Below are 15123 nucleotides of genomic sequence, written 5' to 3' on the forward strand. Positions count from 1 at the left end.
TGAATGACATGTTTGTCCCAAATTTGAACCTCGATATAAGTAATAATGAAATAAACTCATTGCCACGGCGACACCACAATCTCGCCGAGCGGCGAAGGCGGTGGATCGAGCTCGGTTTGGACGTGGACGGTTCCTGCCGAGTACCAGCCATCCGGCTGTCTTCCTTCAGATGCAAGGCGGACAGCCGGTTCACCGGTCGATCTATCGACTAGCGCGACTTCCAGCCGGTAATGACCAAGCGGCATATCCGGCGGAATATCGAGTGACCGCTCATAGGTGATGTCTCCGGGCAGCCAATCCCGGATATCGGCGTCTGTCAGATACACCTTGCAGCTTCGTTCATTTACCAGTCGCACCGCCAACGGAAACCCTCGATAGATTGGCGCAACGCCCAGGTTTTCCCACCAGGAGGTGAAATCCAGTTTGCCGCCGGGCTTAACGACCTCAGGATAAGTCCACTTGCGCAGCGCGAAGCGATAGCCCATCGAGCGCAGCCAGCGATTCACCTGACTCTCCCATTCTCGCGGAACGGGCGATGATTTGGCATTGAAGGAGGACATATGCCATTTCAGCGATTGATCGATTACGTAGTCGATATCGACACCGCGGTGGAACCATGAATACATCACCCCGCAGGATTCAAAGGAGATGTGGCCTTTCTTCCAGGCATTTTGCATCCCGCATTGAAGGATCTGCTGCGGATAGCAGTCCAGCATATGAGCCGCTCCTTCGGTCATATCGCCAAGACAATCCATCCTATAGCCCACATTAGCCTTCGTCAGGCCATATTGATTCGTATAGGGATCTGTTAACAGCATGACTAAAGGCGTATCTATGAATGTGTCCGTATAGGCGTCTACCAGAGCCGCGCGCGTTTGTTCGGTCAGCAGGTGCGAGGATTCGCCCTCTCCCCATGCACTGACAATGGACATATCCACCGTCTCCAAATCCGGATGACCGTTATACCGTTCACCCATTAGCCGAATAAACCGGCCAAAATGCTTCGCGTACAGCGGATTTTCTGGGTCCACCTGCCATTTGGCATCCGGCAGCGGTCTGCTGCTGCTGTCTATTGAGGCGCGAAACCATGCCGGCACATCCTCTGATTCCCCTACGCCATAAGGCGCGATGCGCAGCTGAAGAGTCTGTTTACGCTCGCGCGCCACGGATAGCGCAGTATCGATCAAATCCCAGCGATATTCGCCCTCTTCGGGCTCAAGATACTTCCAGTACACGCGATAATACGCGAGCGATGTCATGGGGTAATCTGCATTTGCCAAGCTCCCGCTATAGGTCTGGTATTCGATCGGATGTCCTTCTGTCCAATGCCTGGTGCCCGGATTAAGCGGATCTCCGTTAAAGCGCTGAAATGTCATAAAACCGATTCCCGGATTGACGAGCACGTCACGAATCACTTTCGGATACATTGCGATACGGCTTCCCATGGCCATGCGAACACCAACCCTCTATTTAATAGACTCATCGCTACTAGAATAACATAATATGTAAATTTAGTACGCTACTGGATCTTAACAAGAAAATAATAAGCACGAGCGTTCAAATCCCCCGTTGACAGCGCTGAGGGGGCGATGATAAAGTACTCACATATACTTTGAAGAACGGAAAGGAGGGTTACGATATGTTTAACCGACATATGGATGGATCGTTTCTGCCTGCAGGCGGAACATACAATCGAAATGTACGTAACCCTCGCGCAAACCGACGTTAAGAGGCGGAGAATGGCAGATTCTCGCATCATAACGTTAGAAGGTGCATGGTTACGGTGACGTAATCGTGCGCCTTTTTTATTGCACTCGGGTCAGGTGGCGACAGTTCTCAAACTGTTTCTGCTCAAACGGGTCAGGCGTATCGCTTACGGCGGTATGCCTTTTTTTGTTCCTCAGAAGTTAAGAAAGGTTGTTGATCGACGTGTTTGCTGTACTTAAGAAGCTAAGCTGGTTTTTCAAAATGCATTGGAAACGCTACACGGTTGCGGGCGTTCTGCTGACAATCGTTGGCATTATGGAGGTTACGCCTCCGAAATTAATTGGGTATGCCGTCGACAGCATCGGGCAAGGCACGATGACGACGGGGAAGCTGACCGAACTTCTGCTGTTCTGGGCCGCCCTTACGATCGCCATTTATCTCATTACTTGTGTATGGTGGTCCCTGCTGTTCGGGTCTGCCTTCATGCTGGAACGCACGCTCCGTTCCAAGCTGATGCGTCATCTTCTCAAGATGACGCCTACGTTCTACGAGCGTAACCGTACCGGAGACTTAATGGCCCGGGCAACGAATGATCTCGGCGCCGTATCGACTACGGCAGGCTTTGGGATTCTCACGCTGATTGATTCCACCGTGTTCATGACGACGATTCTCTTCGTAATGGCCGTGTTGATCAGTTGGAAGCTGACGCTTGCGGCCATGCTGCCGCTGCCGATTCTGGCACTGGTCATGCAGCATTTCGGCAAGAAAATTCATGAGCGGTTCATGGTGCAGCAAGATGCCTTCGGTAACTTGAATGATCAGGTGCTTGAATCCGTATCGGGCGTGCGGGTCATTCGCGCTTTCGTCCAAGAAGAAGCAGATCGGAAACGGTTTAGCGACATGACGGATGAAGTGTTCAGCAAAAATATTGCTGTTGCCAAAATCGATGCTTTGTTCGAGCCTGCACTCAAAATTCTGGTCGGGATCAGTTACTTAATCGGTCTGTGCTATGGCGGCGTGCTCGTCTTCCGCGGCGAAATTTCGCTCGGGGAAATGGTATCGTTCAATATGTTCCTCGGTATGCTCATCTGGCCGATGTTCGCCATTGGGGAACTGATTAATATTATGCAGCGCGGCAATGCCTCTCTCGACCGTATCAATGAGACGCTGGGCATTAAGCCAAATGTGAAGGATGCGCAATCGCCGGTAGCCATGGCGGTTCCGGAATCCATCGAATACGAGCAATTGACGTTCCGTTACCCTTCCTCGACGATCGACAATCTGGTCGATATCTCCTTTAAGCTCCGCAGAGGCGAGACGCTCGGAATCGTCGGCAGAACGGGAAGCGGCAAGACGACGCTGCTCAAGCAATTGCTTCGCGAATATCCGATGGGTCAAGGCAGCGTGAAAGCAGGCGACGTTCCTATAACGGAGATCGAGCTCGATCAAATCCGCAGCTGGATCGGTTATGTGCCGCAGCAGCCGATCCTGTTCAGTAAGACCATTCGCGAGAACATCGCTTACGGCACCTCCGGTGTCACCATGGACGACGAGCTGCTCGGCAAAGCGCTGGAGCTCGCTGCATTCCGCAAGGATGTCACGTTCCTCCCGGATGGCCTCGAGACGCTGGTCGGCGAGAAGGGCGTTGCGCTCTCAGGCGGACAGAAGCAGCGGGTCAGCATTGCGAGAGCCGTTATAGCCAATCCGGAAATACTGATGCTGGATGATGCGCTATCCGCTGTCGATGCGAAGACAGAGACGGAAATCCTTGAAGGCATCCGAAGAGAACGAGCTGGCAAGACGACGCTTATTACGACCCACCGCCTATCGGCCGTACAGCACGCGGATTGGATTCTTGTGCTGGATGAGGGCCGCATTACGGAAGAAGGCACACATGATCAGCTGATTCAGAACAATGGCTGGTATAAAGAGCAGTATGATCGGCAGCAGCTCGCTTCCCTCGTGGAAGAATAATCGGCTGCCGGCTCGATTGTACGCATACTAGGATAAATGAAATGAAGGTGACAACTAAAATGGGTAACAACGGAAAACGATTGTTTCAATACGCCTGGCATTATAAAAGGCCGATCCTGCTGGCGCTTCTGCTGCTGGCTTTGGCCATCTCCGTCGAGCTTGTAGGACCATTCCTGGCTAAACGAATGATCGATACGAACATTATGGGGATACAGAAACCGTGGTATGAAAGCAAGCAAGACGGGCGTTATGCCGTCCCCTACAAGGACAGCTGGTACAAGAGAGCTGACCACTGGGAGGAAGGCGAAGTGAAAGGCCGGGAAGTGCATGTGATGCAGTCCGGGCTGACGTATTATTTTGTGGATGCACCTGGTGTACCAAGCACCGGATCGCTCTCATTTAAGGACGGTCAGCTAACCGTCACGGCGAAGGATGACAGCACGCAGCAATTCCCTGCGGTGCAGATGAGCAGGAACGAAACCTACGGCTTCTACAAACCGGAAATTAGAAGTATGATCACGCTCGCTTCCGGTTATGTCGGCCTGCTGCTGATCGGAGCGCTTCTGGCGTATGGACAGAAATATTTGCTCCAAGTTTCCGCTAACCGGATTGTGCGCAAGATGCGTAACGACGTGTTCCGGCATATTCAGGAGCTGCCGGTTCAATATTTTGACAATCTCCCGGCAGGCAAGGTCGTCTCGCGGGTAACCAACGACACCGAAGCGATTCGCGAGCTGTACGTATCGGTACTGGCAAACTTCTTCTCCGGCATTATCTATATGACCGCGATTATGGGCGCTTTGTTCGTGCTCGATGCGAAGCTCGCGCTGATTGCGCTGCCTTTGCTGCCAATCCTCTACGTGTGGATCGTCGTATACCGCAAATTTGCATCCAGCTACAACCATGTCATTCGTTCGCGACTGAGCGATATTAACGGCATGATCAACGAATCCATTCAAGGGATGCCGATTATTCAAGTGTTCCGCCGCGAGAAACAAACGATGGCGGAATTCCATGAGATGAACGACGAATATTTTAAATACCAGAACAAGCTGCTCTATTTGAACTCGTTTACGAGCCACAACTTGCTTACGATCTTCCGTAATATCATTTTCATTGCGGTGGTATGGATGTTTGCGGGCGGCTGGCTCGGAGCGGCCGTTTCGGTCGGCGTCCTTTACGCGTTCATCGATTATATGAACCGGATGATGTCGCCGATCGTCGGTATGGTCAATCAGCTGTCCAACCTGGAAGTGGCGCGCGTATCCGCTGAGCGGGTATTTGCCCTTCTGGATGAGCCGGGCATTCCCGTGACGGATCAGCGTTTGGACCGTTATAAGGGCCATGTTGCATTCAATAATGTTACGTTCGGGTACAAAGAAGGCGAAGACGTGCTGAAGAACATCGACTTCACGGCTAAACAAGGCGAAACCGTTGCGCTTGTCGGCCATACCGGATCAGGTAAAAGCTCGATTCTGAACCTGCTCTTCCGCTTCTATGACATCGATCGCGGCACAATCACGGTGGATGGTACCGATGTGCGCGAGATGGCGAAGCAGCAGCTGCGCCAGCATATGGGCATCGTGCTGCAAGAGCCCTTCCTCTTCACGGGTACGATCGCTTCCAACGTCAGTCTGGACGATCCGACGATTACGCGCGAGAAGGTGGAACAATCGCTTCGCGATGTCGGCGCGTATGACATGTTCATGCAGCTGCCGGGCGGACTCGATGAACCGGTGATTGAGAAAGGCAGCACGCTCTCCGCAGGACAGCGCCAGCTTATCTCCTTCGCGCGAGCGCTGGCGTTCGATCCGGCGATTCTGATTCTTGATGAAGCGACGGCAAGCATCGATACCGAGACGGAAGCGATTATTCAGCAAGCGCTAGACGTCCTCAAGCGGGGACGCACAACCTTCGTCATCGCTCACCGTCTGTCGACGATTCGAGCCGCGGACCAGATCCTCGTGCTCGATCGCGGCCGCATCGTGGAACGCGGCAATCACGACGAGCTGATGGAGCATGGCGGCAAGTACTACGCCATGTATCAGCTGCAGCAAGGTGCAGCCGTCAGCGGAATCGTAGCCTGACAAGGCTGCCGTCTCCGACCACAGAGGCGAATTCGTTTCTATATAAATAAGGGAGAACCCGATTGGCGGTGTGAATGCCGCCTCGGGTTCTCCCTTTTATTATTGTTGCACTGTTTATGGTTTGTGCAGTCTTATCGAAGTTTCAAACTCGTGCGAACCTTCCACTAATGTAATCACGCGCGCGCCTCGCTCAAGCTTGCCGTAGGTGTTGTATCCCGTGACGCGTCCGTAACATAGCTGAATGCCGAATAATTGGCCGACATAATCATTATCATGATCATGTCCGGCGAAGGTCCCCATCACATCGCCCATCTCAAGCATAGCCGCGAATAAACCGCTATTCAGTTTCGGACAGCAGACTGCCTCGCCTTTGATCCCTTCTATTGTGCCAAGCTGACAAGCTTGCTCGTATTCCGGGATCGGAATATGGAAGAATGCGAGTGCAGGCAGCGTTTGATTGCCGCTCTTCTCTCTCAGCGCCATCGATTCATTGCGGTACCATTCCACTTGATCCGGCTGAATCCAAGCGTAACCGCCAATGGTTTCCGGTGCATAGTCTCCGGAGTCAAAGAAATACAACGCAGCCCCAGCCTCATCGCTGGCGGAGCCCTCGACGGTAAGCACGTAATTGCCAATACCGTGAATGTCCTCAGGTCCATCGATGGACAGGTTATTGTCGTACTCCCGCAGAATCTGGTTCAACCGCTGACGCGTAATTCCTTTCTCCGAATCATGATTGCCATATATGACGGCAAACGGGATGCCCGACTTCACAATTCCGGCGATGGCGCGGCGGAATGCGCCTTCTTGATCTTCAATATCGTAGCTCGCAATGACATCACCGGTAATGACGATTAAATCCGGCTTCTCATCCGCGATCATTCGATCGACAAGCGCGAGCGTTCGGGCGTCCTTCTCGCCCCCATCTTGAATATGCATATCGGTAAATTGCAGAATTGAAAAGCTGCCGTTCGATCGGAAGCGAAGTCGATTTTGTACCATGGGAAATCTCCTCTCCGGACTCTAAAAGCTATAAACTCATAACGTACGCTGCCAGTAAACGAGTCCCCCAGCCTGTCGCGCCAACGGCAAGCTGGCCTTTGGCTGAAGAGCAGTCCTTCGGTCCATTCATATCGAGATGAGCCCAAGTCAGCGTGGGATGCACGAATTTGCGCAAAAATAACGCCGCCATAATCGCGCCTCCGCCATTCCCGCTGCTAATATTGGACGTATCCGCATAATCGCTGGACAGGTAGCCTTCATACTCGTCTATGATCGGCAGCTGCCAGATCTTCTCGCCATAAGGCTCGCCTGCCGCCTTCAACGCTTGTACAAGCTCGTTCTCGCCAAAAGCGCCTGCCACCGCAGTACCCAGCGCGCCGACGACCGAATACGTCAGCGTCGCCATATCGATGACCTTCTCTGCGCCGAGCTGATGGGCATAAACCAAGGCATCCGCCAGAATAAGTCTGCCTTCCGAATCGGTATTGCCGACTTGAACGGTGAGTCCGTTCGCATATCGGATGACTTCGCCCGGCAGCATCGAGCGATCGGAAGGATTGTTCTCCGCCGATGGGACAAGCACGACAAGATTGGCCGGATACTCCGCGCGCACGACCATATCAAGAGCACCCAGCACGCCTGCAGCCCCAGCCATGTCCATGCGCATATCGCTGATGTCATTGTCCCGTTTCAAGCTGATGCCGCCCGTATCGAAGGTAATCCCTTTACCGATTAGAGCGATAAGGGGCTTCGTCTCATCCGTGCAATACCGAAGCTCGATAAATACAGGCGGATGGATGCTGCCTTTCCCCACAGCCGCTAATCCGGTAAACCCGCGGCGTGCAATCTCCTCGCCTTCATAAACCGAAACCGTCGCCTTGGTGCCGGCAAAACGCTCCGCTGTTCTCTGCGCCAAATCGCGGGGACGAAGGTAGTTGGGAGGCTCGTTCGTCAGATCGCGCGCCCACATGGTACTCTCCGCTCGAAGCTGTCCCAGGCGAATCGCTTCAAGCCCCTCCGCCGTCAGATCGCCTAACAGCCGGACTTTGATCTCCGCATGCTGCTGAGCCGGCGTCGACTTATACTTATCGAACACATAAGTGCCCAGCAGCGAGCCTTCCACCCAGGCCTCCATGTAAGCGGACATGCCGCCCGTGGAGACCCCGGCAGCAACCAGTGCTTCAAAGGAAACTGCCGCGCAATCGCGTTTCTCTTTATGTAAAGCGCGCCCCGCATTCCCTGCCGCCTCGCGCAGAACAGCCGGGTTAAACTTGTCCACTTCGCCAAGTCCAACCAACATGAGGTCTGCTTGACCGCTGTGAGCGCCATAAAACCATGTTATCGCATGTCTGGCCCCCATATACGGCAATAGGGAAGCCGTTCGCAGCACTTCCCGGCTTTGAGGCCAATCCGCCCCCAAGCTTTCTGCAAAGACAGGTACGATTACCGTCTGATTCCCATCACTAGCATGGCTTATTTCGAAATGCATGGCTGCTCGTGCCCTCCACTCGCTTGGACGATTTATGCGCTCTCCCAGATGTCCGTCGTACAGTTGGCTTTCTCGAATAGAAAATGCTCCATAGCCGTTCGGTCCGGTGTTCCCGTGCTTCCGCCTGATTGTGTCACCGACAGGGCTCCGCATGCATTGCCATACAATAAACACTGCTCCGGCTTCTGCCCGCTAAGAAACCCGTAGATATATCCGGCGTTGAAGGAATCCCCGGCACCTGTTGTATCGACAACGGGGACTTGGAAACCGGAACGGAACTGGGACTGCCCGTTTACGGTTGCAACCGCACCGGTCGAACCCAGCTTGACTATGAAATGGCTGCTATAAGCGGACAGCTTCGCGATGATATCCATAATGCCGGAGCAACCGGTATAATGCTCGGCCTCGACTTCATTCATGAAGAACACATTCACTTCGCTCATTAGTTCAAAGATACCCGAGAACCATTCGCCGGTATCATCCCAGCCTACATCGATAGAGGTCGTCACGCCAAGCGCCTTAATGCTTCGAACCACTTTCATATATTCCGCATGATTCTCTCTTCCCCGATAACCGGTCAAATGCACATGTCTTGCCAGGGCAACGCTTTCCAGATCCAACAACCCCATGCTCAGCTCCGCATTTGATCCCATATAGGTGATGAAGGAACGATCCTTCTCCGGATTGATGGCAATGGAAATGCCGGTATTGCTGCTGCTGCTGCGGATATAGCTGGTATCGATTCCATACTGGTTCAAATGATCTCGTACGAAGTGTCCGAAACCATCCTCACCAAGTATGCCGTTGAAGGCAATCTTCAAGCCCAGCTTTGCCAACGCCAAGCTGAACAATGCGGCTCCGCCGCCCACATGAATCGTCATGTTTTGAACAAGCACCTCTTGTCCGGGCTTCGGCAGCTCGTTGCAGCCGGCAACGACCAAATCGATGTTCGCGTCCCCAATTACAATTGCGTCGTATTTTTTCAAGGTTGCTTCATCTCCGCCCTACTCCTGATATGCTTGCCTCTGCTCTTCTATTTCTTCCTGGGTATACAACTCTCTCGCGCCACCAGGCGATGGTCGAGCACGAGGTCCCCGCTTGGCTCCTCACCGGTCTCAACTTGGTGGAGCAGGAGGCGCATCGTTTCTTTGCCCATTTCATGAATCGGTTGTTCCATAGAGGTCAACGTGGGTCTCGTAAGCTCGGTTAATTGGCTGCCATCAAAGCCGATGACCGAAATATCCTCAGGCACGCGAAGATTGTGGTCACGGATACAATTCATCGCTCCGACAGCCATATCATCGCTGACCGCAAATACCGCCGTAGGCCGCTGGCTCACTCGCAGCAGCTCTTTCATCTGCGCGTAACCGCTTTTCACCTTGTAGTCCCCGAAACGGATATGCTCGTGAATGATCCGAATGCCTTTGCTCGTGAGCGCATTCCGATACCCGCTGTACCTGTTTTGGCCTGAAGTGATGTCTCGCATGTCGCCGCCGATAAACCCGATTTCTTCATGCCCAAGCTCGATCAAATAAGTCGTCGCATCATAAGCTGCCTTATAATCGTCGACGATGACAGATACGAATTGTTGATCCATCGGTTTGACACTGGAGAAAATAACCGGAATCTTCATCTTATGAATGAGATTGCGAATCTCCTCGTTGATCTTCTCATGCATAATAATGATGCCTTCAACCCGCATCTCTTGAAAGACGTTCAAATATTTATATTCCTTATCAATATCCTCGCTGATGTTGCACACCAGCAAATTGTAGTCGTTTGCGCTTGCTGCTTCTTCAATGCTGCTAAGAATAGTCGCATAGAAGCTGGAGGTAATATCCGGGACGATCACACCGATCAGGTTCGTTTTGTTACGCACCAAACTACGGGCAATATGGCTGGGAGCATACCCCAATTCCTCGATTGCAAGATTGACTTTGTGCTTGAGATCGTCCTTGACATACTTCTCGCCGTTCAACACACGGGATACGGTTGTTACCGAAACGCCCGCCAGGCGTGCCACGTCTTTAATTTTTGGCTGCACATTACTCACCCTCTTTATAGATTCAATTTGAAAACAGTTCGCCGTAAAGGAAACAAACTCCTTTTCGCTTCTGAGCACTATTTACTAGATTCGACAAATAAAGGTTGGGAAAATGCTCCGTATCCGCCTTCCAAATAGGCCGCAATGCGTACATACCCTTCATCGCCTTTGCATTCATACGTTGCCTGGCTGATTCTTCCGGTCGTTTCCTGCAGCACCCTGCCGTCTTTTCCGAAGAACGTCACATACTTATACATTTTATCGAGCAGCTCGTTCGAACGGAGATCAATGATAATCGTATGGCCTTCCGTGCGAATGGCATCGAATCCATACCCCGTAGATACATAGAAATTGCCGTTCTTGATCGCTTGCGTAATGGCTTCATTCGTGTTTTCTTCCGCCTGCACCATATTCCAGGCTCGCTTCTCTTGACCGTATACATGCGAATCATCGTTGCCGAAACCCCATACCTTACGCCCGCTCGACAACAAGGCATCCCATTTATCGAAAGCGATATCGTACTCCGGATTGCCGTCGCCGTTATACACTTCGATTCCAATATAACGTTCCAACTTCAACATATCTTCGAGCGTCCAATAATTGGAGAAGAAACGGTTCGGATGGACCAATACGGCAAACCCGCCGTTGTCGACTGCCATATCGGCCAACCGCTGATAATTCTCGATCGTAAATTCGTTGCTGTAATCATCAAGCATCGTATGCGGCGGATTAACGAGCAGCATGTGCGTCTGGCGGCTGCTCACTTCAATGGCGTCAAATACGGTGGGAATGCTGCGTTCGCCTTCGTGTTTCGTTATTTTATCATGATCGGAAATGCCCAGAAAATCGTAGCCGCCATACATCTTGTAGACCGTTTCCAGCGGGAACCAGCCATCGCTGTTCGTCGTATGGTTATGAAAGCTCCCTCTCCACCACTTGCCCGTCTGCGTGTAGCTATTCAAGATTTTCATCTGCGATTTCTTCCTCTCTCCCGCTATTCTTTCATCGAACCGATCATAATGCCTTTAGCAAAATAACGCTGTACGAAAGGATAGATAATAATAATCGGAGCCACGACCACGATAATTGTCGCCATCTTCAGTGAATTGCCCGTAATCTGGATTTTGTCGAGCAGCTCATATTTGGTCGTGCCCGCAGCCTGATTCAGCGTATCGCGCATCGCTTCGGCGCTTGTCAGCATTTCCTGCAGCAAGGTCGATAACGGACGCAGGCTGGCTTTGCGAACGAAGAACGCACCGGTAAACCAATCATTCCAATGCCCTACGGCATTGAACAAACCAATTACTGCAATTACGGGCCGGCTAAGCGGCATGATGATGCGCATAAAGATGGCAAAGTCGTTGTATCCGTCAATTCGCGCCGATTCTTCCAAACTCGGATGAATTTGCTGGAAGAAGGTCCGAATAATGATCAAATTCCATGCGCTGTATAAACTTGGAATGACATACACCCAAATGTTATTCGTTAAATGAATCGACTTGAGCAGCATGTAGTAGGGAATGATGCCTCCGCCAAACAGCATCGTAAAGAAAATGAGCATCATGAAAAACTTTCCGCCGGGCAGTGTTTTGCTCTTTAACGCATAGGCGGCCATTGCGGTCAAAAACACGCTGGAAACCGTGCCGACCACGGTACGGAAGATCGATATCCCGAAGGCGGATGCGATATTGGACGCTTCAAATACCTTCATGAAGTTCTCGAACGACCAGATGCGAGGCCAGAAGAAGATACCGCCTCTTTCCGCATCTTTGCCCGGATTAAATGCCAGCGCAAATATGTTCAGGAATGGAAGAATGATAGACAAGCACAAGAGGACAATCAGGATGTAATTGATGATGCGGAATATTCTTTCGCCTGGGCTGATCTTATAAAATTCATTCACTGTCTTCCCTCCTCCTACACCTCGAAGAAACCACACTCCGAAACTACAATAGAAAGGCGGTTCTATCCGGGTCGCGGATACAACCGCCAAACCATCTGGTGATCATTTTGTGCCGGTAGCTGTTATAGCTTTACTTTTGTTTTTGGATCCGCGTTCTTATCAGCAAGAAGCTTCAAGTAATCGTCCAAGCCGGATGCTTCCATTTGCTTCAGGGCATTGTCCAGAATCTTCTTCGCTTCGTCGTGGCTTTTGCTGTAATACGCTTGGATCAGGCTGTCATTATAGTTATCAAATGCGGTTTTCAATTCGGTACCGTTACTAAACTCGCCGATGAACGAAGTCGGTTGGTAGGCATCGGATACAACGCCGTTCTTCACCTTCTCATCGAAGTTCCAGTACGTCGCGATTTGCTCTACAGCCGGGAACAGGCCTGAACTTGCATTGTCGCCATAATTGGCTTCGCCGAAATCAACCAAATTATCGTTATCCGTGCTGCCGAGGATGTCCCCCCAGTTGTTGCCTACGCCGCCAAAGCCGAGTTTCTTCGCTTCGTTAGGATCTTTTGCTTTCAAATCCACGACTTCTTGTTTTACCAGCGGATTGCCTTTGTCGTCCAATGTGTAGTCGCGGCCTTCGATTCCGTATTTCCACAGCAGCTTGCCTTCACGGCTTGCAAGGAAATCGGCGAATTTAACGACATCTTCCGGATTCTCTGTCGTTGTTGGAATTGCCCAAGCGGAGTAACCGGACTTATAGGAAATTTGCATTTGATAAGGACCGTCTACTTGGTTAATCGGACCAAGCGGAATGTAATGCATATCTTGGTTGAATTCTTGGTAGCTGTGCGTATCGGCGATGATCGCCCATGAACCGTTCAGCGCGCCTTCCGTTGCACGGCTCTCGTCAATGGTGAAGAACTCCGGATGAATGAGTTTTTCTTTGATCAGCTTCTGAACATAGTCGACTTTCTTCATAGCAAACTCAGTTTGGGCTTCGTGCAGGATTTTACCGTCTTTCGTTTGCTTAATCCGCTGGTCGTCCGCACCCCATTCCAGATCGTTGAACAAGGCTCCGACTTCTTTACCGCCCCAGTAGGATGGGCCGATCGGCGTAACGGGACCGCCATTGTTGTCTTTGAAATTGCCATCTTTAATCTTCTTAGCCAAATCATACAGCTGATCGGTCGATGTAATGGTGCGTGGATCTACGCCAAGTGCATCTGCAATGTCCTTGCGGATGTATGGACCTCCAACGCCTTTCCAAGAAACTTGACCGCCTTCGCGTTGAATGTTCATATGGGCGAAATATGTAGAGCCGTTGAATTCCGGACGGAACATAACGCCGAACTGCGTATCCATTGGCAGGTAATCATCCTGCAAATACTTGCTGTACACTTTCGAATCCTTGAAGAACGGAGCCAGATCGGTGAACATGCCTTCGCGAGCTGCTTTCAGCACTACGGGCATCTCCGGACGACCGCTGTTATTGAGATAGAAAGCAACGAAATCCGGCAGGTCGTTCGCCGCAAGCCCTGCAATCAATCCATCGATGGAGTGCTCCGCTTTCATAATTTCGATTTCGAAATCAATGCCGGTTTTCTCTTTGATTTGCGCTTTGATCTCAGGGTTCATATCCTCGGTGTAATCGTCGGTTCCCATGAATACGAGGCCTTTAATCTTACGGTCTGCAATCCATGTTGCCGGCTTTCCTTCAGGTGCATTTGTAGCAGTGGCATTGCTGTCTGAAGCGGTATTGCTGTTTGCAGCAGGTTCATTGCTCGTGTTGTTGCCGCCGTTATTGTTGGAACAACCTGCGAGTAGCATGGAAACCATAACAGGAATCGCTAAAAACTTCGTCCATTTTCTGCTCATGCGTTTTTCCCCTTTATTTCGATTTTTTTTATGAATACGTCGGTTGACGTTTCCACCATCAGAACGTTGCGCCATTCATGGTAGCGCTACCATAGTGAGGTTTCCGATACTTTGCGAGACAGACGATTAGCCAGTACGACCAAGATCAATCCGATAACGCCTTGCAGTAACCCAACGGCGGTTGCATAGCCATATTGACCGCCTTGTAAGCCGACACGAATGATATAGGTATCTAAAATATCGGATAATTGCATGTTTCCCGGCGTTCGAAGCAGGTAAAGCTGATCGAATCCGGCGGATAATATGTTTCCAAGCGATAAGATGAACAGAATCACGACAGTCGGCATAATAGACGGGAGCGTTATGTTCCAGATCTCCCTAAGCTTGCCCGCGCCATCGATCTTGGCGGCTTCGTACATATCGGGGTTGACGCCTGAAATCGCTGCCATATAAATGATCGAATCCCAGCCGATCGACTTCCATAGGTGGCTGCCGAACATGATTTGGTAGAAATACTTAGGATCCATCATGTAGAAGGTGCTTCCATCACCGCCAACATTGGCAATAAATTGGTTGAGCAAGCCGGTGTCCGGCGCGAGAATCCGCTGAATCAACCCGACAACGACAACCCAGGACAGGAAGTGAGGCAGATAGAGCACGCTCTGCGAAATGTTCTTGAACCATTTGTTGCGAACTTCATTAAACATAAGTGCCAGTATAATCGGAAAAGGCAGGTACAGAAACAGCTTCATACTGCTGATAATCAGTGTGTTTTGGATTAGACTCTTGCTTTGGTAGGAGTTGAAGAAGGTGACGAAATAGTCAAAACCGATCCATGGGCTTCCGAGGATGCCTTTGTTGAACTTATATTCCTTAAAGGCTAACAACAGGCCGCCCATCGGAATATACGAAAAAACGATGAAGAACACGAGACAAGGCAGTAGCATGAAATACAAATACCGATGCTGCATAATGTTTTTCCACAAAGCGGCTCTGGGTTTTCTCAGCTTCACTTGCGAAGTTGTCGAGACATTTGCCATGAGTCG

The 15123-nt window shown here is 51.1% G+C and carries 11 protein-coding genes; 2 read left to right on the forward strand and 9 right to left on the reverse strand.

Annotated elements, in window-relative coordinates; genetic code table 11:
* Positions 1-56: 56 nt before the first annotated feature.
* Positions 57-1427 carry a DUF4832 domain-containing protein gene (locus I8J30_RS04155; RefSeq protein WP_210655619.1) on the reverse strand — a complete coding sequence of 457 codons (1371 nt, stop codon included), beginning with the start codon at positions 1425-1427 and terminating at the stop codon, positions 57-59.
* A gap of 502 nt (positions 1428-1929) precedes the next feature.
* On the opposite strand from I8J30_RS04155, the gene I8J30_RS04160 reads away from it, so the two are divergent.
* Positions 1930-3681 carry an ABC transporter ATP-binding protein gene (locus I8J30_RS04160; RefSeq protein WP_210655621.1) on the forward strand — a complete coding sequence of 584 codons (1752 nt, stop codon included), beginning with the start codon at positions 1930-1932 and terminating at the stop codon, positions 3679-3681.
* Positions 3682-3740: 59 nt separating this feature from the next.
* Positions 3741-5768, forward strand: coding sequence for an ABC transporter ATP-binding protein (locus I8J30_RS04165; protein WP_210655623.1), 2028 nt, complete (start codon positions 3741-3743; stop codon positions 5766-5768).
* A 114-nt stretch (positions 5769-5882) separates the two neighbouring features.
* On the opposite strand, the gene I8J30_RS04170 is transcribed toward I8J30_RS04165, so the two are convergent.
* The 8 genes from I8J30_RS04170 to I8J30_RS04205 form a co-directional block, all read right to left on the reverse strand.
* Positions 5883-6770 (reverse strand): metallophosphoesterase family protein, encoded by an 888-nt coding sequence (locus tag I8J30_RS04170; RefSeq protein ID WP_210655625.1) that lies wholly within the window; start codon positions 6768-6770, stop codon positions 5883-5885.
* Between the two features lie 28 nt (positions 6771-6798).
* Positions 6799-8259: a leucyl aminopeptidase family protein gene (locus tag I8J30_RS04175; protein WP_210655627.1), complete on the reverse strand. Its 1461-nt coding sequence runs from the start codon at positions 8257-8259 to the stop codon at positions 6799-6801.
* A gap of 32 nt (positions 8260-8291) precedes the next feature.
* The gene (locus tag I8J30_RS04180) at positions 8292-9245 is read right to left on the reverse strand and encodes a carbohydrate kinase family protein (protein ID WP_210655629.1); all 954 of its coding nucleotides are present in this window, start codon (positions 9243-9245) and stop codon (positions 8292-8294) included.
* A 47-nt stretch (positions 9246-9292) separates the two neighbouring features.
* Positions 9293-10303 carry a LacI family DNA-binding transcriptional regulator gene (locus I8J30_RS04185; RefSeq protein ID WP_210655631.1) on the reverse strand — a complete coding sequence of 337 codons (1011 nt, stop codon included), beginning with the start codon at positions 10301-10303 and terminating at the stop codon, positions 9293-9295.
* 77 nt (positions 10304-10380) lie between these two features.
* On the reverse strand, positions 10381-11274 hold the full coding sequence (locus I8J30_RS04190) for a CehA/McbA family metallohydrolase (protein ID WP_210655633.1): 894 nt from the start codon (positions 11272-11274) through the stop codon (positions 10381-10383).
* A 23-nt stretch (positions 11275-11297) separates the two neighbouring features.
* Positions 11298-12206, reverse strand: coding sequence for a carbohydrate ABC transporter permease (locus tag I8J30_RS04195; protein WP_210655635.1), 909 nt, complete (start codon positions 12204-12206; stop codon positions 11298-11300).
* Between the two features lie 122 nt (positions 12207-12328).
* On the reverse strand, positions 12329-14077 hold the full coding sequence (locus tag I8J30_RS04200; RefSeq protein ID WP_210655637.1) for an extracellular solute-binding protein: 1749 nt from the start codon (positions 14075-14077) through the stop codon (positions 12329-12331).
* 86 nt (positions 14078-14163) lie between these two features.
* Positions 14164-15117, reverse strand: coding sequence for an ABC transporter permease (locus I8J30_RS04205; RefSeq protein WP_240547771.1), 954 nt, complete (start codon positions 15115-15117; stop codon positions 14164-14166).
* Positions 15118-15123: the final 6 nt, after the last annotated feature.

The sequence above is a fragment of the Paenibacillus lignilyticus genome (assembly GCF_017942085.1).
In the GTDB taxonomy this organism is placed as follows: domain Bacteria; phylum Bacillota; class Bacilli; order Paenibacillales; family Paenibacillaceae; genus Paenibacillus_Z; species Paenibacillus_Z lignilyticus.

Bases quoted from the DNA above. Each gene is read 5' to 3' on its own strand.
- I8J30_RS04200 (WP_210655637.1), bottom strand. From the start codon at position 14,077: ATGAGCAGAAAATGGACGAAGTTTTTAGCGATTCCTGTTATGGTTTCC.
- I8J30_RS04165 (WP_210655623.1), top strand. From the start codon at position 3,741: ATGGGTAACAACGGAAAACGATTGTTTCAATACGCCTGGCATTATAAA.
- I8J30_RS04170 (WP_210655625.1), bottom strand. From the start codon at position 6,770: ATGGTACAAAATCGACTTCGCTTCCGATCGAACGGCAGCTTTTCAATT.
- I8J30_RS04205 (WP_240547771.1), bottom strand. From the start codon at position 15,117: ATGGCAAATGTCTCGACAACTTCGCAAGTGAAGCTGAGAAAACCCAGA.
- I8J30_RS04175 (WP_210655627.1), bottom strand. From the start codon at position 8,259: ATGCATTTCGAAATAAGCCATGCTAGTGATGGGAATCAGACGGTAATC.
- I8J30_RS04155 (WP_210655619.1), bottom strand. From the start codon at position 1,427: ATGTATCCGAAAGTGATTCGTGACGTGCTCGTCAATCCGGGAATCGGT.
- I8J30_RS04190 (WP_210655633.1), bottom strand. From the start codon at position 11,274: ATGAAAATCTTGAATAGCTACACGCAGACGGGCAAGTGGTGGAGAGGG.